This window comes from Sphingomonas trueperi (assembly GCF_040545965.1).
Classification (GTDB): Bacteria; Pseudomonadota; Alphaproteobacteria; order Sphingomonadales; family Sphingomonadaceae; genus Sphingomonas; species Sphingomonas trueperi_C.
In genome coordinates this window covers 366,735-393,282 of the sequence record NZ_JBEPMV010000003.1, presented here as the reverse complement: position 1 = coordinate 393,282, position 26,548 = coordinate 366,735, and the positions used below count along the sequence as shown (strand labels likewise).

The 26,548-nt window shown below is 67.2% G+C and carries 23 protein-coding genes; 9 read left to right on the top strand and 14 right to left on the bottom strand.

From position 1 onward, the window contains the following. Position 1 precedes the first annotated feature (1 nt). Positions 2-400 (top strand): MerR family DNA-binding protein, encoded by a 399-nt coding sequence (locus tag ABIC35_RS09525; protein WP_121074750.1) that lies wholly within the window; start codon positions 2-4, stop codon positions 398-400. Positions 401-480: 80 nt separating this feature from the next. Here ABIC35_RS09525 and ABIC35_RS09520 read toward each other — a convergent pair whose 3' ends face one another. After that, positions 481-2,247, bottom strand: coding sequence for a methyl-accepting chemotaxis protein (locus tag ABIC35_RS09520; protein WP_121074753.1), 1,767 nt, complete (start codon positions 2,245-2,247; stop codon positions 481-483). A gap of 227 nt (positions 2,248-2,474) precedes the next feature. Between ABIC35_RS09520 and ABIC35_RS09515 the strand changes: the two genes are divergently transcribed. After that, the gene (locus ABIC35_RS09515) at positions 2,475-3,911 is read left to right on the top strand and encodes a sensor histidine kinase (RefSeq protein ID WP_121079192.1); all 1,437 of its coding nucleotides are present in this window, start codon (positions 2,475-2,477) and stop codon (positions 3,909-3,911) included. A gap of 10 nt (positions 3,912-3,921) precedes the next feature. Further along, complete coding sequence (locus ABIC35_RS09510) at positions 3,922-4,263, top strand: response regulator (protein ID WP_121074756.1); 342 nt, start codon at positions 3,922-3,924, stop codon at positions 4,261-4,263. A 130-nt stretch (positions 4,264-4,393) separates the two neighbouring features. Here the strand turns inward: ABIC35_RS09510 and ychF are convergent, their stop codons facing one another. Beyond that, complete coding sequence (ychF, locus tag ABIC35_RS09505) at positions 4,394-5,491, bottom strand: redox-regulated ATPase YchF (protein ID WP_121074759.1); 1,098 nt, start codon at positions 5,489-5,491, stop codon at positions 4,394-4,396. Positions 5,492-5,670: 179 nt separating this feature from the next. On the opposite strand from ychF, the gene ABIC35_RS09500 reads away from it, so the two are divergent. Beyond that, a complete protein-coding gene (locus tag ABIC35_RS09500; protein WP_121074762.1) occupies positions 5,671-6,699 on the top strand; it encodes a transferrin-binding protein-like solute binding protein in 1,029 nt (342 codons plus the stop codon). Between the two features lie 72 nt (positions 6,700-6,771). Here the strand turns inward: ABIC35_RS09500 and ABIC35_RS09495 are convergent, their stop codons facing one another. From ABIC35_RS09495 to ABIC35_RS09475, 5 genes are all read right to left on the bottom strand, one after another. Then, positions 6,772-6,930, bottom strand: a complete 159-nt coding sequence (locus ABIC35_RS09495; protein WP_183049324.1) for a hypothetical protein — start codon at positions 6,928-6,930, stop codon at positions 6,772-6,774. 29 nt (positions 6,931-6,959) lie between these two features. Beyond that, positions 6,960-7,397 (bottom strand): NIPSNAP family protein, encoded by a 438-nt coding sequence (locus ABIC35_RS09490; RefSeq protein ID WP_121074765.1) that lies wholly within the window; start codon positions 7,395-7,397, stop codon positions 6,960-6,962. Positions 7,398-7,499: 102 nt separating this feature from the next. Beyond that, complete coding sequence (pth, locus tag ABIC35_RS09485) at positions 7,500-8,069, bottom strand: aminoacyl-tRNA hydrolase (protein WP_121074768.1); 570 nt, start codon at positions 8,067-8,069, stop codon at positions 7,500-7,502. An 81-nt stretch (positions 8,070-8,150) separates the two neighbouring features. After that, positions 8,151-8,753 (bottom strand): 50S ribosomal protein L25/general stress protein Ctc, encoded by a 603-nt coding sequence (locus ABIC35_RS09480; protein ID WP_121074771.1) that lies wholly within the window; start codon positions 8,751-8,753, stop codon positions 8,151-8,153. Positions 8,754-9,033: 280 nt separating this feature from the next. Next, positions 9,034-9,897, bottom strand: coding sequence for a TraB/GumN family protein (locus ABIC35_RS09475; protein WP_121074774.1), 864 nt, complete (start codon positions 9,895-9,897; stop codon positions 9,034-9,036). A gap of 264 nt (positions 9,898-10,161) precedes the next feature. Here ABIC35_RS09475 and ABIC35_RS09470 point away from each other — a divergent pair, with 264 nt between their 5' ends. From ABIC35_RS09470 to ABIC35_RS09450, 5 genes are all read left to right on the top strand, one after another. Then, positions 10,162-11,028: a glycine--tRNA ligase subunit alpha gene (locus ABIC35_RS09470; RefSeq protein WP_121074777.1), complete on the top strand. Its 867-nt coding sequence runs from the start codon at positions 10,162-10,164 to the stop codon at positions 11,026-11,028. A 114-nt stretch (positions 11,029-11,142) separates the two neighbouring features. Then, complete coding sequence (glyS, locus tag ABIC35_RS09465) at positions 11,143-13,221, top strand: glycine--tRNA ligase subunit beta (RefSeq protein ID WP_121074780.1); 2,079 nt, start codon at positions 11,143-11,145, stop codon at positions 13,219-13,221. A gap of 161 nt (positions 13,222-13,382) precedes the next feature. Beyond that, complete coding sequence (gene ppdK, locus ABIC35_RS09460; protein WP_121074782.1) at positions 13,383-16,046, top strand: pyruvate, phosphate dikinase; 2,664 nt, start codon at positions 13,383-13,385, stop codon at positions 16,044-16,046. Next, positions 16,046-16,543 carry a chorismate--pyruvate lyase family protein gene (locus ABIC35_RS09455; RefSeq protein WP_121074785.1) on the top strand — a complete coding sequence of 166 codons (498 nt, stop codon included), beginning with the start codon at positions 16,046-16,048 and terminating at the stop codon, positions 16,541-16,543. The genes ppdK and ABIC35_RS09455 overlap by 1 nt, the downstream gene beginning before the upstream one ends. A gap of 4 nt (positions 16,544-16,547) precedes the next feature. After that, positions 16,548-17,027 carry a YcxB family protein gene (locus tag ABIC35_RS09450; RefSeq protein ID WP_121074788.1) on the top strand — a complete coding sequence of 160 codons (480 nt, stop codon included), beginning with the start codon at positions 16,548-16,550 and terminating at the stop codon, positions 17,025-17,027. Positions 17,028-17,351: 324 nt separating this feature from the next. Here ABIC35_RS09450 and ABIC35_RS09445 read toward each other — a convergent pair whose 3' ends face one another. From ABIC35_RS09445 to ABIC35_RS09415, 7 genes are all read right to left on the bottom strand, one after another. After that, positions 17,352-19,991: a TonB-dependent receptor gene (locus tag ABIC35_RS09445; protein WP_183049325.1), complete on the bottom strand. Its 2,640-nt coding sequence runs from the start codon at positions 19,989-19,991 to the stop codon at positions 17,352-17,354. Positions 19,992-20,445: 454 nt separating this feature from the next. Further along, positions 20,446-20,994, bottom strand: coding sequence for a hypothetical protein (locus tag ABIC35_RS09440; RefSeq protein ID WP_121074794.1), 549 nt, complete (start codon positions 20,992-20,994; stop codon positions 20,446-20,448). Between the two features lie 59 nt (positions 20,995-21,053). Next, positions 21,054-22,046, bottom strand: coding sequence for a type II secretion system F family protein (locus tag ABIC35_RS09435; RefSeq protein WP_121074797.1), 993 nt, complete (start codon positions 22,044-22,046; stop codon positions 21,054-21,056). 5 nt (positions 22,047-22,051) lie between these two features. After that, entirely contained in the window at positions 22,052-23,032 is a 981-nt protein-coding gene (locus ABIC35_RS09430; protein WP_121074800.1) for a type II secretion system F family protein, read from the bottom strand. A gap of 7 nt (positions 23,033-23,039) precedes the next feature. Continuing rightward, a complete protein-coding gene (locus ABIC35_RS09425) occupies positions 23,040-24,314 on the bottom strand; it encodes an AAA family ATPase (protein WP_121074803.1) in 1,275 nt (424 codons plus the stop codon). Next, on the bottom strand, positions 24,311-24,943 hold the full coding sequence (locus ABIC35_RS09420) for a CpaD family pilus assembly lipoprotein (RefSeq protein ID WP_354278420.1): 633 nt from the start codon (positions 24,941-24,943) through the stop codon (positions 24,311-24,313). Before ABIC35_RS09420 ends, ABIC35_RS09425 begins: the two co-directional genes overlap by 4 nt. 23 nt (positions 24,944-24,966) lie before the next feature. After that, positions 24,967-26,547, bottom strand: a complete 1,581-nt coding sequence (locus ABIC35_RS09415; protein ID WP_121074809.1) for a type II and III secretion system protein family protein — start codon at positions 26,545-26,547, stop codon at positions 24,967-24,969. Position 26,548: the final 1 nt, after the last annotated feature.

Here is a 26,548-nt window from a genome sequence, read left to right as displayed (position 1 = left end):
CATGTCGCAACTGACGATCGGAAAGCTGGCGGATGCCGGCGGGGTGGGGGTGGAAACGGTGCGCTATTACCAGCGCCGCGGGCTGCTGCCGACGCCCGAGCGCGGCGGCGGACCCGATGCGGGCGTGCGGCGATACGGTGAGGAAGAGGTGCGACGCCTGCGCTTCATCCGCTCGGCGCAGGCGGCGGGGTTCACGCTGGAGGAGATCGGCGAGCTGCTCGAACTCGACGCCACCGACGACAGGGCCCGGGCGCGCGAACTGGCCCGTGCGCGGATCGCGGCGCTGGACGTGAAGATCGCCGAGCTAATGCAGGCGCGCGAAGGGCTCGCCCGGCTGGCGCTGGAGTGCGGGTCGGGGAGCGCCGGGCCGTGTCCGATCCTGACGGCGTTCGAGGGGTAGGGGGAGCAGGCGAGGGCGAGGCTGCGCCCTTTTCTCCCCTCCCGCAGGCGGGAGGGGGATTTGTAGGAGCGAGCGTCAGCTCAGTACGCCATCTCGAACGCAGGTTCTGCTGCGCCGTGGCCGTACCCAACCAATTCCTCGTTAACCCGGAACGCCTCGGCATTGCCGAGCAGCGTCGCCGCCTCGCGGTCGAGCGAGCGGGCGGCGGCGGAGGTCTGCTCCACCATCGCGGCGTTCTGCTGGGTAGCGGTTTCCATCTCGACCACCGACCGGGTGATGTCCGAAATCGCGCTGGCCTGCGAGCGATTGTCCTCGCGCAGCGCCTGCAGCAGTTCCTGCACGCTGTCGAAATTCTCGACGATCTCGCCGAGTGCCGTGTCCACCGCGCGGACTTCGCTGGCGGCGGTGGCGACGTCGATCTGGGTCTCGTTGATGAGGTCGCGGCCGCGCTTGGCCTCTTCCTCGGCGCGCAGCGCGAGCGCGGAAACCAGGTCGGCAACCACCGCGAAGCCGCGGCCCGCCTCACCGGCACGTCCTGCCTCGACCGCGGCGTTCATCGCCAGCACCCGCGTCTGGAAGGCGATCTTATCGAGCCCTTCGACCACCGTATCGATCGCATTGGCGCGTTCGGAGACGCTGTTCATCGCGGTCGCGGCGCTCTGCGCGGTGGTGCGGCCGGAGTGGACCATTGCGCCCGCTTGTTCGGCGCGCTCCATCGTGGTCTCGGCCGACTGGCTGCTGCTCTTCAGCCGGTTCTCGATCAGCTGGATCGCGGCGCTGGTTTCCTGCAGCGTGTTTGCGGTCATCTCGGTGCGGCGGGCAAGATCCTCCGAGGCGGTGGCGATCTCGCTGGAGCCGGTGCCGATGTTGCGCGCGCTGTGGATCGCGGTGCGCAGCATCGCCGAGAGCGCGCCGGCCGCCCGGTTGAAGCTCAGCCGCACCGGCTCGTAGACGCCGGGGAAGGGGGTGTTGATGCGGTGGCGCAGATCGCCCTTCTCCAGCGCGGCGAGCGCGGCGCCCAGCACCTCGCCGACATTCTCCTGCTCGGCAAGGTGGGCGGCGTCCATCTCGGCGCGGCTGCGCGCGGCGGCGTGGAAGCGGGCGACGGCCTGGGCGATGTCGCCAAGTTCGTCAGTACGATCGCGATAGGGGATCGCGGTGTCCTGACCGCGCGACAGCGTGGTGGTCGCCTGCGCGACCTGGGCCAGCGGCTGGGCGACGCGGCGGGTGAGCCACCAGGCGAACCAGCCGATCGTGCCGAACAGCGCCAGTGCGAGCAGGGTCAACACCCCGATCGAGGCCCAGAGCGACTGCGTCGAGCGGTCGCCGAACGCCGCCTGTTCCTTGGCGGTGGCGCTGACCAGCGCGTCGATTGCCTTGCGGTGCGCGTCATAGGCCTCGGTCAGCACGGCGTAGCGGGCGCGGGCGGTGACCATGTCGTTGGCGGCGATCGCATCTAGAAACGAGCCCTGCGCCTCCTGCCAGAAGCGCATCGCCGGGGTGTGCGTGTCGGCGAGGATCGCGCGCTTGAGGTGCTCGGGCAGCTGGGACTGTTCCCACACCGCGTGGCGTTCGTCATAGGCCTTGCGCAGCTCGGCAAGGCGGGCGCGGGTGGCGTCGATCCGCTCGGGGTGATCGAGCAGCAGCGTCGCCTCGAGATAGGGCTCGATGATATATTCGGGCGGGGGCAGGATGTCCGCGTTGAGATCGGCGATCTCCATGGAGGCGCGGTGCATCGGCCCGCCCATCCGGATGGCGTGGATCCGCCACGCCGAAACGGCGAAGGCGATGGCCAGAAGCAAGATCAGCGCAATCGCGCCGCTGCGAACCCGCGCGGTAATCGTCATGAAGTTCCCCCGAGTGATCTATGCCCCCGTACCGGACCCATTGTAGAAACATTTCTCGCGCGTTGCCGGTCGAAGCGAAGATTTGTTGCGCAGCTGGCGCACCGCCCGCACATCCGGCGTGCAAGATTCACATAGGTTATCGCTGTAGGCGCCCGGATGAACGATTGCGGTGCAGAAACATTGTGCCGCCACCGGGGCTGGCGTGATACGCGGTGTGGAGGAGCATGATGGGCGACGGAGGCTACCCGATCGGTGGGGGGCAGCTCGGGCAGTTGATTCGGGACTTCGACTGGGCGGCAACCTCGATCGGGCCATTGGCGCAATGGCCGCAGAGCCTGAAATCGGTCACCCAGATGCTGCTGCTCTCGCCCGTGCCGATCGTGCTGCTGTGGGGCGAGGACGGCGTGATGATCTACAACGACGCCTATTCGGAATTCGCCGGCAGCCGGCACCCGGCGCTGCTGGGATCGAAGGTGCGCGAAGGCTGGTCGGAGATCGCCGACTTCAACGACAATGTCATGCGGGTGGGGCTGAGCGGGCAGACGCTCGCCTATCGCGACCAGGAGCTGGCGCTGCAGCGTCGAGGGAAGCTGGAGCCGGTCTGGATGGACCTGGATTACTCGCCGGTGCTCGATGAATCGGGCACGCCGGCGGGGGTGATCGCGATCGTGGTCGAAACCACCCAGAAGGTGCTCGCCCAGCGCCAGTTGCGCGAGAGCGAAGGACGATTGCGCGCGTTCGTCGAGGCGACTTCGGACGCGATCTACCGGATGAGCCCGGACTGGTCGGAGCTGCTCCATCTCGACGGGGGCACCTTCCTCGCCCATGCCAGCCAGACTCTGCCCGAATGGGTAGATGCCTATATCCCTGCCGAAGACCGCGCGCGTGTGCAGGCGGCGATCGTCGAGGCGGTGGCGACCCGGCAGCCGCTCGAGCTCGAACACCGCGTCCATCAGGCCGATGGCAGCGTCGGCTGGGTGGCCTCGCGCGCGGTACCGCTCACCGACGAGGCGGACAATCTGGTCGAATGGTTCGGCGCCGCCTCCGACATCACCGAGCAGCGCCGCACCAACGAGCATCTCCGGCTGGTGATCAACGAACTCAACCACCGGGTGAAGAACACGCTGGCGATGGTGCAGGCGATCGCGATGCGCACCTTCCGCGCCGCGCCCGATCTCGCGGTGGCGCAAGAGCAGTTCGCGGCGCGGCTGGTGGCGCTGGCCCAGGCCAACGACCTGCTCACCGGCGAGCGCTGGGCGGGGGCGTCGCTGCGCGAGGCGATCGACCAGGCCGTGCGCCCGCACCAGCATGACCCGGCACGCTGCACGCTGGAGGGCGCCGACGTCCGCATCTCGCCCAAGACCGCACTGGCGCTGGCGCTGGCGATGCACGAGCTTTCCACCAATGCGGTGAAATACGGCGCCTGGTCCAACGAAACGGGGCGCGTGGCGATCGCCTGGTCGGTTGCGAACGGTCAGCTGCGGCTCGAATGGCGTGAGCGCCAAGGCCCGATCGTGGTGGCGCCGGCGCGGCGCGGTTTCGGATCGCGGCTGATCGAACGTGGCCTGGCGGGGGAACTTGGCGGCAAGGTGACGCTTTACTTCGAGCCCGAGGGGCTGCGCTGCACCGTCGAGGCGCCGCTCGCCGCCGTGACCGTAGAGTAGGATTGTTGCCGTGCGTGTCCTGATCGTCGAAGATGAAATGACGATCGCCTTCCTGATCGAGGACATGCTGGAAGATCTCGGCCATGAGGTGGTGGAGATTGCGATGCGGCTGCCCGAGGCCCTGGAGGCGGCGCGGCGGGTCGAGGCCGATCTGGCAATCCTCGACGTCAATCTCGACGGCCATCGGTCGTTCCCGGTGGCGGACATCCTGGCGGAGCGGGCGATCCCCTATGCTTTCGCTACCGGATACGGCGCGCTGGGCCTGGAGGGGGTGTATCGCGAGCGGCCGGTACTGGCCAAGCCCTTCCTGCGCGAGCATCTGGTGGCGCTGATCGCGAAGGCGTGTGGGTAGGCAGGCTATATAAGCCCCTCCCCTTCAGGGGAGGGGTTGGGGTGGGGCTGTGTCTCATCGAGACCACCCCGCGTTCTGGAATCCCTCCACCCCAACCCCTCCTCCAAGGAGGAGGGGCTAATGACAATCCTCAGCTATGCAGGAAGTGCATCACGTCGCCGTCATTGACGACATAGGCCTTGCCTTCCGCGCGCAGCTTGCCGGCCTCGCGTGCCTTGGCTTCGCCGCCGAGCGCCACGAAGTCGTCGTACGCGATCGTCTCTGCGCGGATGAAGCCCTTCTCGAAATCGCTGTGGATCTCGCCCGCCGCGTTCGGCGCGGTGGCGCCGCGATGGACCGTCCAGGCGCGCGCTTCCTTGGGGCCGACGGTGAAGAAGGTCAGCAGGTCGAGCAGCTTGTAGCCGGCGCGGATCACGCGAGCGAGGCCGGTTTCCTCCAGCCCGAGCTCGCCGAGGAACTCGCCGCGCTCCTCCAGGGGCATGGTCGCAATCTCGGCCTCGATCGCGGCCGAGACGACCACCGCCTGCGCACCCTCGGCCGCTGCCTTGGCGAAGACCTTGGCCGAGAGCTCGTTGCCGTTGGCTGCGTCTTCCTCGTTGACGTTGCAGACGTATAGCACCGGCTTGGCGGTGAGCAGCTGGGCGAGGCGCAGGTGGCGGGCCTCGTCCTCGTCCTTGGGCTGGGTCAGCCGCGCGGGCTTGCCGTCGCGCAGCAGGTCGAGCGCCTGGCCGAGCACCGATGCGGCGGCCTTGGCCTCCTTGTCGCCCTGCGCCGCCTTCTTGGCGAGGTTGGGCACCCGCTTCTCGAGGCTTTCGAGGTCGGAGAGCATCAGCTCGGTCTCGACCGTCTCGGCGTCCGCGATGGGGTCGACGCGGTTGTCGACGTGCTGGATGTCGTCATTCTCGAAGCAGCGCAGGACGTGGACGACCGCGTCCACCTCGCGGATGTTGCCGAGGAACTGGTTGCCCAGGCCTTCGCCCTTGCTGGCGCCGCGCACCAGCCCAGCGATGTCGACGAAGCCGAGCTGCGTCTCGATGATCTTCTGCGAGCCGGCGATCTCGGCCAGCTTGTTCAGCCGAGGATCGGGCACCGCGACGTTACCGACGTTCGGCTCGATCGTGCAGAACGGATAATTGGCTGCCTGCGCCGCGGCCGTCTCGGTCAGTGCATTGAAAAGCGTGGACTTGCCGACATTGGGCAGGCCGACGATGCCGCAACGGAAACCCATGGTAGTTCGATCCTGTCGTGAAGGGGCCGGCGGGCGCGCCGGCGATATGGCGGGCTCGATACGCGCAGGCGGCGGGTTTTTCCAGTGTAACGCGCGCGGCCTTGACGCAGGGGCGTTCATCTGGGGTACAGGGGGCCAAGTCTTTTCCTGCGTGCGCCAGGTTCTCGAGGAGTTTTCGTATGATTCGCCGTTATGTCATTCTGGGCAGCGCCGCGGCTGCTGCCGCGCTGGCAAGCTGCAGCGGCGGTGGGGACTCCTCGCCGACCCCGACGCCGACGGCTTCCGGTTCGGCGACGCCCACCCCGACGCCGACCGCGACTTACACCGCTTTCCCGCTGACCGCCGCTACCGAGTTCAGCACGCTGAATGCGACGACCAACTATACCGGCGATCCGGCGACGAGCGCCGTCACGCTGGGCGTGACCGCGACCGAGACCTTCAACAGCCGCGTGAAGCTGGCCGCCACCGCGGACCTCACCAACGGCACCTTCGTGATGGACGAGGCGACCGAGGAATCGCGCTTCACCAGCACCAACGTCACCACGCCGGCGGCGCCGACGGTAACCGAGTTCGTCTACCGCAGCGTCAGCACCGCGACCGGCGCGGCGGCGGGCAATTTCAGCCAGCTGGAAGTGCTCAACAACATCGGTACGCGCACTGCCGGCACGACGACGGGGGTCGTGACGAGCGACAGCCTGCTCAGCCAGCTGACCGTGCTGAGCTACGCCAATTGGTGGCGCGGTGATTCGACCGCAGGCCAGAAGCGCCTGACCTATTCGATCTGGGGCTATCCGACGCTATCCTACGACATGCTGACCACCGGCAGTGCCACCTACACCGCCCGCGTGGTCGGCCGCTCGGTGAGCGTCGCCAACGGCGCGACGACGCTGGTCCGCGTCGGCGGCACCGCGACCGTGACGGTCAACTTTGCCACCGGCCTCGTCACCACCGCGATGAACCTGACGACGCTGCCGAGCGGCGGCGCCGAGACTGCTTATGTGACCCTGAACGCGCAGGGCGCAATCCCGATCGGGCAGAACCAGTTCAGCGGCAGCCTCGTCAGCGGCGGGGCGGCGACCGGCACGATCGCCGGTGCCTTCTATGGCTCGAAGGGCGTGAACATCGGCGTCGTGTTCGGCGCCTCGGGCACGATCAACGGTGCGGACACGCGCATCGTCGGCGAAGTGGTCGGCGTGAAGCAGCAATAAGCGAGATCACCGCTTGCAAACCGAAGGGGCTCGGGAAACCGGGCCCCTTTTCTTTTCTGCGCGGGTGCTGCGTCAGCGGAGCAGGAGCACGAACGGGAGCGCGAGCAGGCCGAGCAGGAGCAGGCAGCCGAACGACGCGAGCCATTCCACCCACCAGGGCCTGCCGCGTCCGATCTGATAGCCGAACACGTCCGCCACGAACGCGGCCGCGGATTCGATCAGCCAGCCCATGCAATTCTTCCGCCTCTGCGCGGAATCGCTTAGCGCACCGGCGCCAGCGCAGGCGAATAATCCGCCATCGTCATGAAGATGCTCTCGACCTTGGTGACGATCTTGCCATTCGCCTCGGATTCGGCGACCACCTTCTGCCATTCGGGATCGGCGCCGAACGCCTTCCAGTCCGCCTCGCGCGCTTCGCGGCTGGGGTAGGAGAGGATGTAGACCACGCGGCCCTCGGGCGCGTCCGCACGGGGCAGTTCGTTCCAATAGGCGACGTTGTGCATGCCGTGCTTGGCGAACAGCTTGAGCGTGTGGTTGCGGAAGCGCGCGTTGAGCGCCTCCGCCTTGCCGGGGGCGGGGTAGTAGATCCGCAGCTCATAGACCGGCTGCGGCGCCGGGGCGGGTGCTGGGGCGGTCTGGGCCGCGGCGGGCGCGGCGAGGGAGAGGAACGCGAGCAGGGCAGGCAGGGCGAGGCGCATCGGGGATCCCTTCCTCGACGGTTGCCGCAGGATGGCACGGGCGGTGCCGCCGTTCCATCGCAACCTCTTTGATTCAAGGTAAGAACCTTGAGCGCCCGGCGCTCAGTCCTGCATCCGCCGCGCAACCTCGTTCATGAAGCGCACATCGTCGCCCGCTGCCAGCCAGGAGGCCTCGGCGGCGATCGCGCCCAGCATGTCGGACAAGGCCTCGATCTCCGCCTTGGCATAGTTGCCCAGCACATAGCCGGTCACCCGGTCCTTGTGCCCGGGATGGCCGATGCCGAGGCGCACGCGGCGGAAATCGGGTCCCAGATGCGCGTCGGTGGAGCGCAGGCCGTTATGCCCGGCGGTGCCGCCGCCGCGCTTCACCTTCACCTTCATCGGCAGCAGGTCGAGTTCGTCGTGGAAGACGGTCACGTCCTCGGGAGCGAGCTTGTAGAAATCCATCGCGGCGCGCACCGCGCGGCCGCTCTCGTTCATGAACGTGCCCGGCTTGAGCAGCACGATCTTCTCGGTGCCGATGCGGCCTTCCTGGGTCCAACCCTGGAACTGCTTCTTGGGCGCGGAAAAGCCGTGCACCTCGGCCAGCGCGTCCAGCGCCATGAACCCGACATTGTGGCGGTGCATCGCATATTGCGGCCCCGGATTGCCGAGACCCACCCATAGCTGCATCACCCACACTCCTAGAAAAGAAAATCGCCCCCGCACCTAGGGTGCGGAGGCGATCTTTTGAACCCGTGAAGGGAAGGCCGATCAGCCCTCGGCCGACTCGGCTTCCGCTTCGCCGTCGGCCGACTTCAGCGCCGACGGCGCGACGACGGTGGCGATGGTGAAGTCGCGGTCGGTGATCGACGGGGTCGCGCCCTTCGGCAGGGTCACGGCCGAGATGTGCAGCGAATCGCCGACTTCGAGGCCCTTGACCGAGATCTCGATCTGGTCGGGGATCTCGGCTGCGTCGACCACCAGCTCCAGCTCGTGGCGGACGACGTTGAGCACGCCGCCGCGCTTCAGGCCGGGGGCCAGCTCCTCGTCGACGAACACGATCGGCACTTCGACGGTGACGGTAGCGTGCTCGGAGATGCGCAGGAAGTCGACGTGCAGCGGACGATCGGTGACGACGTCGAAGGCGACGTCCTTGGCCAGCGTGCGCTCGCCGTTGACCATGATCACCGAGTTGAAGAAGTGGCCGGTGTTCAGCAGCTTCTGCAGCTCACGCTCGTTGACGTGGATGCTGGCGGGATCCTGCTTGTTGCCATAGATCACGGCGGGGACGCGGCCTTCACGACGCAGCGCCCGGGAGGCTCCCTTGCCAGCCCGGTCGCGCGTTTCGGCCGACAGCGTAAGCGTGTCGCTCATGTGTCGATTTCCAATGCGCTAAATGTTTCAACGTGCATGCAGCGACAGGCCTCCAGGGATGACCCTGCCACGGCAAGCGCGCGCCTATAGGCGAAGCGGGGGGAGATCGCAAGGCGGACGTGCGCCGCCAATGAGGGTTTCCTCCACCGCGAAGCGGGGGAGGGGGACCGCCGCCGAAGGCGGTGGTGGAGGGGGCTGTCCGGGCATGCCCCCTCCACCACGCCGCCGGCGCGGCGCGGTCCCCCTCCCCCGGAGCTGCGCTCCGGGGGAGGAAACGCTCTTATTGAAGGCGTTCGACCTTCAATCCGGCCTTGGACAGGAGCGCCAGCACGCTCGCGTCCCCCGCCAGATGCCCAGCGCCGACCGCGACGAACACCGTCCCCGGCGTCTGCATCCGGGCGCGAATCCAGTCCGCCCAGGCGCGGTTGCGGCGGAGCAGCAGCGTCTCGCGCAGTTCGGGATTGCCGGCGAGATCGGCGTTGAGCATCCGTGCCAGCGTGTCCGCATCGCCCTTGCTCCAGGCGGCAACGGCGGCGTCGAGATTGGCGCCGGTCTCGGGCAGCCCGGTCAACGTATCGCCGAGCAGACGGCCCTGCGCGGCAGCGGAGAGATGGTCGAAATAGCCGAACTGCTGTTCGGCGGTCTCGAGCCCCGTTACCTGCTTGCCCGCCTTCTTCGCTGCGGCCTGCAGCACCTGCTCGACCCCATTCGCATCGTCATAGCCGAGCTTCTGAAGCGGCAGCAGCGACAGGGTGAGCGCGGCGAGCCACGGCTCGTCGCGGTCGAGCGCCTGTGGGGGCAGGCCTGCCTGGCGAAGCGCGCCTTCCAGCCTGGCATGTTCGGGTGCGGGCAGGGCGGCGACGGTCGGGTCGCCCGGCGTTCGGCCAAGCTTGTCGAGCAGCGCCTGGGTTTCGGCCTCGGGCGGCATCACCAGTTCGAGGACGAGCGTGTCGCTGGCGTCGAACGCGGTGCGCACCGGCCCTCCGAACCAGCGCAGCTCGGGGCGGAGCAGGTGGACGGTGCCGAACAGATAGACGGTGGTGTCGCCGTCGCGCACCGCCCAGAGCGCGGGCTTGGCCTCGCGGGGCGCGGCGCCGCAGCTGCCGAGGAGGAACAGGGCGGCGAGGAGGAATGCGCGGAACATGGGGTCGGGCTTGGCGGGGCAGGGGCGGCGGAGTCAACGGGGTGCTACGTCTCCCCTAAGCCGTCATCCCGACGAAAGTCGGGATCCATTCGCCACGCCGTTGAAGATGGAGCCGCGCCGGTGCCGCCAATGGATCCCGGCTTTCGCCGGGATGACGACTGGGGGGTGAGGGGCCCCCGGTTGACCCTCTCCGCGCCCTGCGCCAAAGCGCTCCCCAAACCTTACAGGGTGACCAACTTGTCCGAACCTCTCAGCTTCCAGCGCATGATCCTGACGCTCCATGACTATTGGAGCACGCGCGGCTGCCTGATCCTGCAGCCCTATGACATGCGCATGGGCGCCGGTACCTTCCACCCCGCCACCACGCTGCGCGCGCTGGGGCCGGAGCCGTGGAACGCCGCCTTCGTCCAGCCCTGCCGCCGCCCGACCGACGGCCGCTATGGCGAGAACCCCAACCGCCTCCAGCATTATTACCAGTATCAGGTGATCCTGAAGCCGAGCCCGCCCGATCTGCAGGAGCTGTACCTCGGCTCGCTGGCCGCGATCGGCATCGATTTCACCAAGCACGACATCCGCTTCGTCGAGGACGATTGGGAATCGCCGACGCTCGGCGCCTGGGGTCTCGGCTGGGAAGTGTGGTGCGACGGGATGGAAGTCACCCAGTTCACTTATTTCCAGCAAATGGGCGGGTTCGACTGCAAGCCGGTCGCGGGCGAGCTGACCTACGGGCTCGAACGGCTCGCCATGTACATCCAGAACAAGGACAGCGTGTACGACCTCGCTTTCAACGATGCGGGCGTAACGTACGGCGACGTGTTCCTGGAGAATGAGCGCGAGATGTCGAAGTGGAACTTCGAGATCGCCGATACCGACGCGCTGTTCGACCTGTTCCGCAAGGCCGCGGCGGAGTGCGAGCGCTCGCTGGAGGCGAAGCTGCCGATCCCGGCCTATGAGCAGGCGATCGAGGCAAGTCACATCTTCAACCTGCTGAACGCGCGCGGCGTGATCTCGGTGGCGGAGCGCCAGGCCTATATCGGCCGAGTGCGTGATCTGGCGAAGGGCGCCTGTGCGGCGTGGATCGAGAAGAAGACTCCCGAATGGGAAGCTGCGTACCCCGGCTGGTCGGCGTGATGCGCGCCTGCCGTTTCCTTCTCCGTGCACCTGCGCAAGCAGGCGCCCAGGGCCCCAAGCGGCTCGCTCTCCAACACTGGGCACTTGGCAACGCCGGTGCACTTGGAATTGCCCATGACTGACTTTCTTCTCGAACTCCGCTCGGAGGAAATCCCGGCGCGCATGCAGGAAAAGGCGCGGGAGGATCTCTCCCGCCTGTTTGCCGCCGAGCTGGACAAGGCCGGCCTCAAGGCCGCCGAGACGATCAGCTATGCCACGCCGCGCCGGCTGGCGCTGATCCTCAAGGGCCTGCCCGCCGAGACCGCCGCCGTCTCCGAAGAGACCAAGGGCCCGCGCGTCGGCGCGCCGCCCCAGGCGCTGGAAGGCTTCCTGCGCAAGACCGGCCTCACCGCCGATCAGCTGGTCGAGCGTGACGGCGTGCTTTTCGCGGTGGTCGACAAGCCCGGCCGCGCGACGGCAGAAGTGCTGGCGGCTGCGATCCCCGCGGTGATCCGCGCCTTCCCCTGGCCCAAGTCGATGCGCTGGGGCGCGCCGTCGCTCTCCACCGAGAGCCCGCGCTGGGTGCGTCCGCTGCAGGGCATCATCGCGCTGTTCGGCAGCGACGTGGTGCCGTGCGAAATCGCCGGCGTCACCAGCGGTGCGGCGACGGTGGGGCATCGCTTCCACCATCCGGGCGTGATCACGATCGGTTCGGCCGACGACTATGTCGAGAAGCTGCGCGCCTGCCATGTCATCGTCGACGGGGCCGAGCGCCGCAACATCATCGCGCTGGGCGCGAAGATGGCAGCGAAGAAGGCCGGGCTCAGCCTGATCGAGGACGAGGGCCTGCTGTTCGAGAATGCCGGGCTGACTGAATGGCCGATGCCGCTGCTCGGCCGCTTCGACGAGGCGTTCCTGGCGGTGCCGCCCGAGGTGATCCAGCTCACCGCGCGGGTGAACCAGAAATATTTCGTCTGCCGCGATTCCGAGGGCAAGCTCGCCAACGCGTTCGTCTGTGTGGCGAATATCGACGCGGCCGATGGCGGCGAGAAGATCGTCGCGGGCAACCAGAAGGTGCTGGCCGCCCGGCTGAGCGACGCGCGCTTCTTCTACGAGACGGATCTCAAGGTGCCGCTCGCCGATCAGGCTGGGAAGCTCGAGAAGATCGTCTTCCACGAGAAGCTGGGCACGGTGGCCGACAAGGTCGAGCGCGTCGCCAAGCTGGCCGAGTGGCTGGCGACCGAGAAGATCGTGCCGAACTGCGATCCCGCTCTGGCGCGCCGCGCGGCCGAGCTCGCCAAGGCGGACCTCGTCACCGGCATGGTCGGCGAGTTCCCCGAGCTGCAGGGCCTGATGGGCGGCTATTACGCCGCCGCGCAAGGGGAAGACCCGGCGGTCGCCGCGGCGATCCGCGATCACTACAAGCCGGTTGGGCAGGGCGACGACGTCCCCACCGATCCGGTGACGGTGGCGGTGGCGCTGGCGGACAAGCTGGACAGCATCACCCAGTTCTTCGGCGTCGACCTCAAGCCGAGCGGCTCCAAGGACCCGTTCGCATTGCGGCGCTCAGCACTGGGCGTGCTGGCGATCCTGCTCGACAATGGTCTGCGCTTCCCGCTGCTTCTCTCGGTCAGCCAGGACGTGCTCGACTTCTTCGCGGACCGTCTGAAGGTCCAGCAGCGCGAAGCGGGTGTCCGCCACGACCTGATCGATGCGGTGTTCGCGCTCGGCGGCGAGGACGATCTCGTCCGCCTGCTCGCGCGGGTGAAGGCGTTGCAGGCGTTCGTCGGTACCGAGGACGGTGCCAACCTGCTCGCCGGCTACAAGCGTGCGGCGAACATCCTCAAGAAGGAAGGCGTCGGCACTGCCAGTGCTCCTGCGGACGCAGGAGCCCAGGGTAGCGAAGGGCAGAGCAACCCTGGGCCCCTGCTTTCGCAGGGGAACGGGTTTGCCTACGACCCTGAACCCGCCGAGGCCGCACTCGCCGCAGCCCTCGATGCCGCCGAGCCCAAGGCCACCGCCGCGATCGAAGCCGAGCAGTTCGAGGACGCGATGGCCGCGCTCGCGATCCTGCGCGCGCCGATCGACGCCTTCTTCGACCAAGTGACCGTCAACGACACTGATCCGGTCAAGCGCGCCGCGCGCCTGGGCCTGCTCGCTCGGATGCGTGATGCAGTGCACAAGGTGGCGGACTTCGCCAAGATCGAAGGTTGAGGGGCTTAATTGTACGATTAATATCCCGTAAATTGGCCTGAAACTGCCTCGGTCCCGAAATATTCGGATACCGACAACGTAGTCAGCGGTTCCGCCTTCTTCGCACCTGCGGTAGCGCCCTTTCTGTCTTGATAGGGCGCTTCGATCGGAAGGGGATCAGAATGACGCAATATGTGTACCGCTTCGGCGGTGGTGTTTCGGACGGTGGTGCGGGCGACAAGAATCTGCTCGGCGGCAAGGGTGCGAACCTCGCCGAGATGGCCTCGATCGGGCTGCCGGTGCCGCCGGGCTTCACCATCTCCACGGCGATGTGCACGCGTTATTATGAGGAAGGCGAGACCTTCCCCGAGAGCGTGAAGGCGGAGGTCGCGAACGGCATCGCGCACATCGCCGCGATCACCGGCAAGCAGTTCGGCGACGCGGGCGATCCGCTGCTCGTATCGGTCCGCTCGGGCGCGCGCGTCTCGATGCCGGGGATGATGGACACGGTCCTCAACCTCGGCCTCAACGACCAGACCGTGCAGGGGCTGGCCGCCACCAGCGGCGACGATCGCTTCGCCTGGGACAGCTATCGCCGCTTCATCCAGATGTATGCGGACGTGGTGCTGGGCCTCGACCACGGCCGGTTCGAGGAAGCGCTGGAGATCGCCAAGGAAGATCGCGGCTTCACGCTCGATACCGAGCTGTCGGCCACCGACCTCCAGGCGCTGGTCGCCGAGTATAAGAGCATCGTCGAGGAGCTGTGGAACAAGCCGTTCCCGCAGGACGTGCACGACCAGCTGTGGGGCGCGATCGGCGCGGTGTTCGGCTCGTGGCAGTCGGAGCGCGCCAAGGTCTATCGCCGCCTCAACGACATCCCGGCGGACTGGGGCACGGCGGTGAACGTGCAGGCGATGGTGTTCGGCAACATGGGCGACACCTCGGCGACGGGCGTGGCCTTCACCCGCGACCCTTCCACCGGCGAGCGGGCTTATTATGGCGAGTTCCTGATCAACGCGCAGGGCGAGGACGTCGTCGCCGGCATCCGCACGCCGCAATACCTCACCAAGACCGCCCGCGAGGCGGCAGGCGCCAAGCCCGCCTCGATGGAAGAGGCGATGCCCGAGGTTTACGGCGAGCTGGCGGCGGTGTTCGACCGGCTCGAGACCCATTACCGCGACATGCAGGACATCGAGTTCACCGTCGAACGGGCCAAGCTGTGGATGCTGCAGACCCGCAGCGGCAAGCGCACCGCCAAGGCGGCGCTCAAGATCGCGGTCGACATGGCCAATGAGGGGCTGATCACCCGCGAGGAGGCGATCCTGCGCGTGGATCCGCAAGCGCTCGACCAGCTGCTCCACCCGACGCTCGATCCCAAGGCGCCGCGCGACGTGCTGACCAAGGGCCTGCCCGCCTCGCCGGGCGCGGCCTCGGGCCTCGCGGTGTTCGACAGCGACACGGCGGAGAAGCGCGCCAATGCCGGCGACTCGGTGATCCTGATCCGCGTCGAAACCAGCCCCGAGGACATTCACGGCATGCACGCGGCGCGCGGCATCCTCACGGCGCGCGGCGGCATGACTAGCCATGCGGCGGTCGTGGCGCGCGGGATGGGCCGGCCTTGCGTCTCCGGTGCGGGCAGCCTGTCGATCAACGCGCGCGAGAAGGTGATGCGCGTCGGCAGCCGTGAGGTCCGCGAGGGCGACATGGTTACGATCGACGGCGCTACCGGCGAGGTGATGGCCGGGCAGGTGCCGACCGTGCAGCCCGAGCTGTCGGGCGATTTCGGCACGCTGATGACCTGGGCCGACGAAGTCCGCCGCCTCAAGGTCCGCGCCAATGCCGAGACGCCGCTCGATTGCCGCACCGCGCGCGAGTTCGGCGCCGAGGGCGTCGGGCTGTGCCGCACCGAGCACATGTTCTTCGATTCGGCGCGCATCACCGCGGTGCGCCAGATGATCCTCGCCGAGAACGAGGCCGGCCGTCGTGCCGCACTGGAGAAGCTGCTGCCCGAACAGCGCAGCGACTTCCTCGAGATCTTCGAGGTGATGGCGGGGCTGCCGGTGACGATCCGCCTGCTCGATCCGCCGCTGCATGAGTTCCTGCCGCACGAAGAGGCCGAGTTCGCCGAAGTCGCCACGGCGGCGGGTGTGGACGTCGACACGCTGAAGCGCCGTGCGGCCGAGCTGCACGAGTTCAACCCGATGCTCGGCCATCGCGGCTGCCGCCTCGGCGTGACCTATCCCGAAATCTACGAGATGCAGGCGCGCGCGATCTTCGAGGCGGCGATCGCGGTCGCGGAGAAGTCGGGCGCGGCGCCGGTGCCGGAAGTGATGATCCCGCTGGTCGGCACCCGCCGCGAGCTGGAGCTGATGAAGGCGGTGGTCGACAAGGCCGCGCAGGCGGTGTTCGCCGAGAAGGGCCGCACGATCGACTATCTCGTCGGCACGATGATCGAGCTGCCGCGCGCGGCGCTGATGGCGGGCGAGATCGCCGAGGTCGGCGCCTTCTTCTCGTTCGGTACCAACGACCTCACCCAGACGACGCTGGGCGTGAGCCGCGACGATGCCTCGCGCTTCCTCACCACCTATGTTGAGAAGGGCATCTACGCCAAGGATCCGTTCGTCAGCCTCGACGTGGAGGGCGTCGGCCAGCTGATCGCGCTCGCCGCCGAGCGCGGCCGTGCGACCCGGCCCGACATCAAGCTCGGCATTTGCGGCGAGCATGGCGGCGATCCGGCCTCGATCGCGTTCTGCGAGAAGACGGGGCTCGATTATGTCTCGGCTTCGCCCTATCGCGTGCCGATCGCGCGGCTTGCGGCAGCGCAGGCGGCAATTCGAGGAAAGTGATGCTGGTAGTGGCGGTAGCGGTAGCGACGGACGATGCGGCGGCACTCAGCCGCGACCTTCTCGCCAGCCCTACCGCCACCGCCGTGCTGGAGCGGCGCTGCGGCGGCCCGATCCGCGCCGAGGTGGACCGCGCGGCGCACAAGGAGCCGACGCCGGAGCAGCGCAAGCGGCTGGGCGTCGGGCCGGACGAGCGGGTGGTATATCGCAGCGTCGTGCTCAGCTGTGCGGGCGTGGCCTTGTCGGTCGCCGAGAACTGGTACGTGCCGTCGCGCCTTACGCCGGGGATGAACGCCGCGCTGGAGCAGGGTGACACCCCGTTCGGCGCGGTGATCCGGCCGCTCAAGCCGCATCGCAAGCCGCTGGAGCAGGTGCTGACGGGCGTCGCACCCTATGTGCTGCGCCACCGCGCGCTGGTGCTGGACGGCGAGGGGCGGGTGCTGGCCGAGGTGGTGGAGAACTATACCACTGCCGTGCTGAAGACACTGGAGGGGCGTTGAGCAGATGGGCTTCGATACGATCGGCCCCTATTCGCTCCGCCGGCGTGACCTGATAGCGGCGGCGCTGGTGATCTCGTTCGTGACAGGCTCGAAGGCGACGCGCTGGAAATCCTGGGTGATCGTCGCCGTCTGCGTGTCCCTGATTCTGATGGGGATATCGGACAACGACAGCATGAACATAGTGTATGGCATCGGCCTGGCGTTGTTGCTGTTCGTGGTTGCGCCGGGGGTGCGATCGCTCAAACAGGTCAACCCGATCTATCCCTCTTGTAGTCCCGAAGGAATCGTGGCGGAGACGCCGATCCTTAGAACCACCTATAAGTGGTCGACGATCAGCAAGGTGAAGCGGGTCGGTTCACGACTCTTCATCATGATTTCACCAGCGCACGCGCTCGTCGTGTCCGACCACATTACCAGCGCGGACAATATGGCGCGGCTGATCGCCAGTCTGGGCGACCGATCACACGACGGGACCACCTGCTGAGCGCTGCGGGCAGTGCTCGATCAATAGCATCCTGCCGGGCTGGACGAGACTTGCACGACAATCAGGCGCGATAGTCGGCAAAGCCCGCAAGCCAGTCCCTTGAAGGGGGGCGGTGTCTCACCGAGACGGTATCCCCCGATCTGACGCTTTCCGCGGTGGGGGCTGGACCATGCCGCGGCCTCGGTACTTGGCTTCTCCGTCACGCCCCACCCCAACCCCTCCCCTGAAGGGGAGGGGCTTTTTTCTTTTCCACCCCCAGAACGAGAAACGCCCCCCTTCCTTGCGGAAGAGGGGCGCTTCCGGAGATAGCCCAGGGTCCGTCGATCAGAACTTGGTCGTGGCCGACAGGTAGAAGGTGCGACCGGTGCGGCTGGCCATCTGGAAGGTGTCCGCGGTGGTCTGGTAGGCGTCTTCGTGGGTGTTGTTCAGGTTGATGATGCCGCCGGTGAAGCTCAGCCACTTGTTCGGCGTGAAGCCCAGCGCCAGGTCCATCTGGGTGCGCGCGCGCACCGTGTGGATCTCGCCGCCGTTGACGAAGAAGCTGCTGGCGGCGTCCTGCTTGTACGAGCTGCGGTGGTTGACCGAGAAGCGCACGCTGAACATCTCGTTTTCCCAATAGGGCGTGATGTTGGCGGTGAACTTCGACAGGTCGCGCAGGTTGAAGCCGGTGCCCAGCGCGCTCGAGTTGGTGTCGACCAGCGTGACGTTGCCGGTGGCGCCGAAGCCCTTGACCGGCAGGAAGCCATCGAAATTCTCGGTCGCCGAGAATTCCACGCCCTTGATGTGGATCGTCCGGCTGTCGTTCAGCACGCGGCTGAAGCTGTAGTCGCTCTTCAGATCCGCCGACTGGCAGTCCGTGGTCACGCCGTTCAGCGCCACGCCGTTGTACGAGGTCGGGCAGTAGAACTGGGTGAAGGTGCCGTTCTTCACCGCCTTGTAGAAGCCGGCGACGCTGATCGAGTTGCCGCGGCCATGGTAGAATTCCAGGCTGACGTCGAGCTGGTTCGCAGTCAGCGGCTTGAGGCGCGATTCACCCGCCGAGACGCTGGTGAAGGCACGCTTCTGCTGCGAGATGCCGGTGCTGATGGTGTCGGCCATCTGCGTCTGGCTGTTGAGCAGCGGGCGCACCAGCACCTTGGCCGCGGCGAAGCGGGCGACCAGCTTCGGCGTCAGGTCGAGGGCGAAGCTCGCGCTCGGCAGGACGTTGCCGTAATCCTGGACGATGTGCTGCTGGCCGAGCAGCGCGGCGTCGCTGCCGGTGCCGTCGGTCAGGCTGGCGGTGACGTTCTGGTGGGTGTGCTCGTAGCGCACGCCGAGATTGCCGCGCAGCGCCATGCCGCCGACGGTCGTGTCGACATTGGCCATCGCATAGACCGCGGGAACGTAGCGGTCGACGCGGTAGGTGCTGGGCCAGTCGGGCACGTCGGGCACGGTGATGCCCTTGGAGGCGAGCAGGCTCTGCCAGACATCGGCGTTGGTCGACAGGAACGAATGCGGGATCGACATCGCGCCGTCGAGGAAGTTGGTCACCAGCTGGCCGGTGGTGCCCAGGTTCGGGATGTAATTGAACTCGGGGTACTTCACCGGATCGGTGACGTCGCCGTCACGATCGTGGCGATAGGCGTTGGTGGCGAAGCTTTCGTGGTGGAACTTGGCGCCGATCACCAGCGACTGGAGGCCGTGCCAGCCCAGATCCTTGGTCACGTCGACCTGCGCGGCCTTGTCCTTGGCGGTCTGGATGTGCGTCGCGCCGTCGACGAAGGCGAACCAGGTGCGGTTGGCGTTGTTCCAAAGCGAGCCGTCGGTCAGGCTCTGCGTCGTCCACTTGATGTTGTTCGGGTTCGAGATGTCGAGCGTGCCGCCCTGGGCGAACTTCACTTCGTCGATCGACGCCCACTCGTACAGCGCCGCGTCACCCTTGGTATAATGGGCGACGGCGTGGACCTTCCAGGTCTCGCCCGGCTGCCAGTTGATCGTGCCGGTATAGGCCTGCGTCTTCAGGTTGCGCAGCTCGGGCTGAGTGTTGTTGTCGACGTTGAAGTTGCTGATCGTGATGTTGTTGGCGATGCCATCGGCCTTGCTGTTCACCTTGACCGCGCTCGCATCCCAGCGGCCGAATACATATTGGCGCGTGGTGTAGCGGGTGTGGTCGCGCGAATATTCGCCCTGGAGCAGCACTTCGAAATTGTCGCTCGGCTTCCACTGGATCGCGCCGCTTGCCATCAGCTGCTCGGTATCGCGATCGATGCGGCGGTAGCGGAAATTGCCCGGCACGCGCACATCGGGATCGATCACCCCGGCATTGTACCAGTTCTTGATGAAGACATAGTCGCCGCGATCCTTCAGCTTCTGGTAGCTGACATTCGCCATCACGCCCAGCGTGCCGCCGGCGAAGCTGTCGATATAGGCGCCGCTGACCTTGGGCGTGACTTCCTTGCCGCGATATTCGGAATTGTAACCCTTCACGCCGACGATGAAGCGCGGGCCCTTATAGGCAAGCGGCTTGACCGTATCGATGTTGACCGTGCCCGACAGGCCGCCGGTGTCCATGTCCGCGGTGGGCGACTTCACCACCTGGATCGCGCTGGCGAGATCGGTCTGGATGATGTCGTAGCGGAAGCCGTCCTTGAAGTCGGCGCTGGCGAAGGTCTGGCCGTTGATCGTGGTGCGGGCGTACTGCGCGCCGAGGCCGCGGATGCTGATCGTCGAGCCGCGGCCGTTGATGTTGGACATCTGGACGCCGGCAATGCGCTGGATCGCCTCGGTGATGTTCTGCGCCGGGAACTTGCCGATATCCTCGGCCGAGATGCCGTCGGTGATGCGGATGTCCTTGCGCTTCGCGTCGAGCGCGGAAGCGAGGCTGGAGCGGAAGCCGGTAACGACGATGTCGCCGCCGGTATCGTCCTGGCCCTGGGCGGCGGGCGCGGCATCGGTCTGGGCGAAGGCCGGGTCGCCAAGCGCCAAGGCAGCGACGCAACCTGCGGAAAGCAATACCAACTTGGTACCGGAAACGGCGCGACGCGCCCTGATCGTCGAAGGACTCAACATCAAACCACCCCTCATCAAAAAATGGCGAACCCTGCTGCGGTGCTCTGTTTTTCTCTTCCGAGCTTGCTGCTCGTGGTCCGACAAATGTCCTAGAGGCCTGACCAGTTGTCAAGCCAGTCGGCGACAGCGGCATGACCTATTTGAGACGTTCCAATGAAAGGTAGGGGATCGGTTATGGCTTGCGCGGCGATTTTATCAGTGCTCGCGTCTTTTCATTCTTGCAAAGATGAGGCGCTAAAGGGCGGTAAAGCGGGCATTCTCGCGCTTCTCCGCTCAAGTGGCGGCGGAACGCTTTCGCCGGCATGGCACGCACAAAAAAACGCCCGAGCGTTGCGCCCGAGCGACAGTCAACCTCTATTGTAAGACAAGATCAGGCGTGGTGGCCGAACCTGCGGGCATGCTCGTCGGTCTCGCCGGCCCGGAGCAGGGCCGCCTGTTCGCGCCAGCGCTCCTCGACGATCGTGCCGTGTAGCAGGCCGAGTCGTTCTTCCAGCGGCAGCTCGTCGCCGCGGGGCAATTCCTCGATGTCGCGGAAATGCTGGATGCCCAATTGGTTGAGCTGGCGCTCGCGGTGCTCGTCGATGCCGTGGATGCGGGCGAGTACGTCGGTGCCGCCGTAGAACCAGCTGCGGATCGCCGAATCACGCTTGGTGGGGGCGGGGTCGGCAAGCGGCACGGCGGGGCGGCGATCGGCGACGGTGCGCTCCAGCCGTGAATTGGCGGCTTCGAGATCGCGGATCCGGGTGTTGGCGGTGGCGAGTTCCTCGCGCAGCGCCTGATGGGCGTCGCGCTCGGCCTCGTAGCGTTCGCGCCAGCGACGCCCGGCATTGCTGCTCGCCAGGCCGAGCAGCCAGCCGGCGACCAGCGCAAGCGCCAGGCCGATGAACTGCAGGGGGGTGGTGTAGGGCAAGTCGGTCATCAATCGGGCTCCCGGCAACCCGCCAACAACCTGTCACCGCGCCTTCGGTTCCGTAAGCGTCAATGCATCAGTGAATCGTTGATCGAGCAGGCAGCGGGCCCGAGGATCACGATGAACAGCACCGGCAGGATGAACAGAATCAGTGGAACGGTCATGATCGCGGGCAAGCGTGCGGCTTTTTCTTCCGCGCGCATCATGCGTTCATTGCGGAATTCTGCAGATAGGACGCGCAGTGCCGAGGCGAGGGGGGTGCCGTACTTCTCGGTTTGGATCATGGTTGTAACGACACCGCGAATTGCATCCAGATTGATGCGCATCGCCATGTTCTCGAATGCCGCACGTCGATCGGTGAGGAAGCCGAGCTCGATAGCGGTCAGCGAGAATTCCTCACCCAGTTCGGGATAGGCGCGCCCCAGTTCCTTGGCGACGCGGCCGAAGGCGGCATCGACGGTCAGGCCGGCCTCGGCGCAGATCACCAGCAGGTCGAGCGCGTCGGGCAGGCCCTTCCGGATCGCGTCGGTGCGCTTTTGAATCCGGTTCTTGAGGTAGAGGTCGGGCGCCTTGTAGCTGAGGATGAAGCTGCCGGCGACCAGGCCATAGGCCTTGAGCGGGCTCCAGTCGGCGAACATGTCGGTGCCGTAGACGAAGTAGAGCATCGGCCCGCCGAACAGGATCGGCAGTACCAGCCGGCCGAGGATCACCCCCACCGCCCATTCCCGCCTGCGAATGCCGGCCTGGAGCAGCTTGACCTGCGCCGCCTTGACCTGCTCGTCCTGCAGCACCTTGAGCGAGCTGAGGAAGCTGCGGATCCGGTCGGTGGTGTCGCTGCGCTGGACCAGCTTGGCGCGCCGTTTCGACGGCGTGGCGACGATGCCGGCCTTCAGCTGCTCGCGGCGTTCGTTGAGCATCTTCACTCGGCGCGCCATCGGGTTGCGCACCGTGGTCGCGGCATAGATGGCGACGAGCACGGCGAAGGCGGCGATCGCCGACAGGATCGTCGCGACCCAGAGGACGTCGATGCCGAGCAGGGTGGGGCCTTGGCTGGGTTCCATCGCCGTCAGATCTCGAAATTGACCATCTTGGCCATGATGAAGGCGCCCAGCGCCATCCACACCAGCCCGCCGCCGCCGATCACGACCAGCCGCTGATCGGTGAAGAAGTGCATCATATATTCGTTGTTGATCGACCAGATCAGCCCGAAGACGATGAAGGGCAGGGCGCCGACGATGATCGCCGACGCCTTCGCCTCCGACGACATCGCCTTGATCTTCAGCTTCATCTGCGCGCGCTTGCGCAGCACGTCGGACAGATTGCCGAGCGTTTCCGCAAGGTTGCCGCCGGTCTCGCGCTGGATCTGGATGGTGATGGTGAAGAACTGGAACTCGGGCGTGCCGAGCCGGTCGGCGGTTTCCTGCAGCGCCGCGTCGAGCGTGCGGCCGATCTTCATCTTGTCGCTGATCGCGCGGAATTCCTCGCCCACCGGCCCCGGTATCTCGAAGCCGACAACGCCGATCGTCTCGGTGATCGGCAGGCCCGAGCGCAGCCCGCGGACCAGCAGGTCGATCGCATCGGGGAAGGTGGCGGTGAACTTGCCGACGCGGCGCTTGATCAGGAAGCCGACGACGAAATGGGGGAGGCCGAGCCCGAGGAACAGCCCGAACACGATCGAGAGCAGCGGCGGCGCTCCCTTGAGAAACAGCAGCAACGCCACCGCTAGCGTGAGGCCCAGCGTCGCCAGGCCATACTGGCCGAGCGTCCAGTTCTTGCCGGTCATCGCTAGGCGCTTTTCGAGCTGCTCCTGGTTGGGCAACAGCCGCGCGAAGGTGAGGTCGACGCCGCTGGCCTGCGTCGTCGAGATGCGGCGCAGCTGCGCTTCCATCGCGTTGGCGCCGGTGGCGCTTACCATGTGGCGGTCGCGCAGCGAGGTGAGCCGCCGCGCGCTCGCCCGCTGCGCCGAGGGGCCGGACAGCGCCAGCACCAGCAGCACCAGCACCGCGGCGGCACCCAGGCCCAGCATCAGGAGCGGCAGCAGCGGCATCGGCGGCCTACTTCTTCTTGCTCGCCATCAGCGCCTTGAGGTCGCCCAGCTTGCTGAGCAGCGAGCCGCCCTTGGCCGCTTCCTTGCGCTCGCCTTCGGCACCGGCATCGGTAATCTCGAGGATGCGGCCGGCCAGTTCGCCGATCGGCGCCATCGCCCGGTTGGTGCGGCCCACCTCCGCCATCGGCTTGCCGAGCTTGGCGGCCTGGGCGGCGAGCTTGGGCTCGAACGGCACGACGAAGTCGATCGGGCGCTCGATCGAGCCTTCGAATTCCTTGCGGCTGATCTCGAGCAACGCAGGCTGCGGCATCTTGTTGGCGAGGAGGAAGATCTGGGTCTGCGGCGCGTTGGACTTGAACCAGCTGAGGATGCGGATCGTGTCGCGCGCGGCGGCCAGGGTCAGCTCGGTCACCAGCACCGCCACCTGCATGTCGGCGATCAGATGCGGGTGCTGCACCAGCATCTGGCGCGGCAGATCGGTGATCGTGCATTCGAACGCACCGCGAATCTCTTCCTGCAGCTGGTAGAAGGCGGCGCCGTCGCCGGTCATCGGCGCGTTGATCGGCGCCTCGGCCGAAAGCACCGCCAGCCGTTCGGAGGCGCGGACCATCGCGCGTTCGATGAACAGCCCGTCGATGCGGCTGGGGTTTTCGATCGCGTCGGTCAGCCCGCGGCCGGGCTCCAGGTCGAGCGCGAGCGCGCCGGTGCCGAAATGCACGTCGAGGTCGAGCAGCGCGGTGGTGCGGCCCTGCTTTTCTCCCATCAGCCAAGCGAGCGACGTCGCGATGCTGGTCGCGCCGCAGCCGCCGCGGGTGCCGATCACCGCCGCAGCGCAGTGCGGCCGGCCCACGCTCGCATCGCTCTGCTTGGGCGCCGCCAGCGCGGTCTGCGCTTGCAGGAACGCGTCGCGCAGCATGTCCGGGTTGATCGGCTTGAGCAGGTAATCCTGGATGCCGCTGGCGATCAGGTCGCGGTACAGCCGCACGTCGTTCACCGCCCCGGCGGTAAGCACGATCGTGCCGGGCTCGCATACCTCGGCGAGCGCGTTGATGTCGTTGAGCGGGTCGCCCGATTCGGAGAGGTCGACGAACAGCACGTGCGGGCTGGCGGAGACGGCAAGCGTCTGCACGGCGTTGCGCAGCCCGCCCTTGTTGACCTTCTCCGGCGACCAGCCGAGCTCGACGGCGATCGGCCGCATCAAATCGGCCGTGGCCTCGTCGCAGACGAACGCGGTGAACGGATCGCGGCTAGCCGCGCGGCCGGGGGTGAAGGGGGCGTTCACTTCGGCCCTCCGCTTGATTCACTCTTCACTGTCGAGCCGCCGCCGCCGCTGGGCGCGGCCGCGCGATAGGCGCCGATCGCCTTGCTCACCGTCATCGGGTCTGCGGTGGGCGAGCCCGGCGCACCGCGCACCAGATCGGACGGGTCGGCGATCATCGCGGCGAGGTTGGATGCGGTGGCACAGCCGAAGTTGGAGCTGGTGCTGGCATCGGCGGTCGCGCCGCTGAAATGGCGATAATCGGGGCAGCCCGGCACCGCGGCGCTGGTGCGGGTGAGCACCACGCGCACCGTGCCCGGCGAGTCCGGCCGGCCGGTGGCTGGCGCGCGGTCGGCGAGCAGCAGGCCGTAGCGCCCGGCGGCGGCGGCGATGTCGCTGCGGCCGGTACTGCCGTCGGCGCCGTCGTCGATGGCTAGGCGGTCGCCATAGCGCAGGTTCATCGCGCCCATCCATTCGGCGAGGCGCCGGTCTTCGCCGGGGGCGAGCCGTCCGCCGTCTGCCTGGAGATCGAGCGTCAGGTCCTGGCGGCTGACGATCGGCTGGTGCACCGAATCGAGGCCGCCATTATAGCCCGCGCAGCCGGCGAGCAGCAGTGCGGGGGCGAGCAGGGCGAGAGCGGGACGCGGCAACACGGCTGTTCTCCTCGACGGGCGCATCACAGGCCGAAGCCCGGCGCGGCGGCGGCGTTCTTGGATTTGCGGGACGGGCTGGCCGGCGCGACCGGCGCAGGGACCAGCGCACCGGTGGCGGGTGCCGCGCTTTGCGGCGCCATGCTCGGCATCGGCCGTTCGCCGCCCGATTTGCCCTCGCCCAGCGAGCCCAGGAAGATGCGATCGAAATCGTTGGGCGCCTTGTAGCCGTCGGTCGGCAGGCGGATCTGGTTCGCGTTGACCGGGCGCACCAGGTACGGCGTGATCACGATCACCAGCTCGGTCTCGTTGCGCTGGAACGCGTTGGAGCGGAACAGCGCGCCCAGGATCGGCATGTCGCCCAGGCCCGGGGTCTTGGTGATCGAGTTGTTGTGGCTGTTCTGCAGCAGCCCGCCGATCACCATGCTCTCACCCGAGCCCATCTCCACCGTTGTTTCGCTGCGGCGGGTGGTGAGCGCGGGGATGGTGGTGTTGGCCAAGGTCACCGCGCCCGAGGAGGAGAGCTGCGACACTTCGGGGCGGACGTGGAGCGAGATGCGGCCGTCCGCCAGCACGGTGGGGGTGAAGGCGAGGCTGACGCCGTACTGCTTATATTCCACCGTGGTGGTGCCGAGCGCCTGGGCGATCGGGATCGGGATTTCGCCGCCGGCCAGGAAGTTGGCGGTCTCGCCCGACAGCGCGACGAGGCTGGGCGAGGCAAGGGTGGAGACCTGGCCGATCGTCTCGCCGAAATCGAGGCTGGCGAGCAAATCGGTGCCGAGGAAGCGGCCGGCCGCGCCGAGCATGGTGTTGCCGGTGCTGGGCGCGGGGAAGGAGAAGATGCTGGCGCCCGGGGGGGCCCCGGTGGCGGGGTCCGCTGCGGTGCCGGTGTTGGTGGTGATCGTGCCGGCCTTGCCCTGGCTGATGCCGAACAGGAAGCTGCCGCGATCACGGTTGGTCAGGTTGACGTTGAGGTTCTTGACGAAGCTGCGGCTCACCTCGGCGAAGCGGACCTGCAGCTGCACCTGCAGCGGCGTCGCGGTGCGCAGCCGGTTGACCACGCCGATCTTGAGCGACGCATTGGCGTCGTTGACGTTGATGCCGGGGTTGAGCAGCCCGGTGACCAGCCGCTGCGCCTGCTCGCTGTCCTGCGGCGAGCGGACCGTGCCGTTGAGCACTGCGATTTGGCCGACGGTGGTGACGGTGATGTCGGAATCGGGCATCGCCGCCCGCATCATCGCATCGATGCTGCTGATGTTCTGGCTGACGCGGATATTGGCGGAATAGACGACCGCCCCGGCGGCATTGGTGGCGAACACCGTCGCCTCGCCGAATGCCTTGCCGTAAAGGTGGATCTGCCGGGTGCTCGCGACATAGACGTCGGCGACGCCGGGGTTCGAGGTCCACACATTGGCCGCGGCGGCGGGCAGGGTGACCAGTTCGCCTTCGCCGATCGAGAGCACCACGTCGCGCGTCGGGCGCTGGCTGCCGGCGGGCAGTTGCGCCATGCGGGCGACGGGCTTGGCGCTGCGGGTTTGCGCAAGCGCATGCGGGGCGGCGAGCAGCGCGACGAGGGTCGCGGCGCCGAGAGGGAGGGTGCGCTGCATC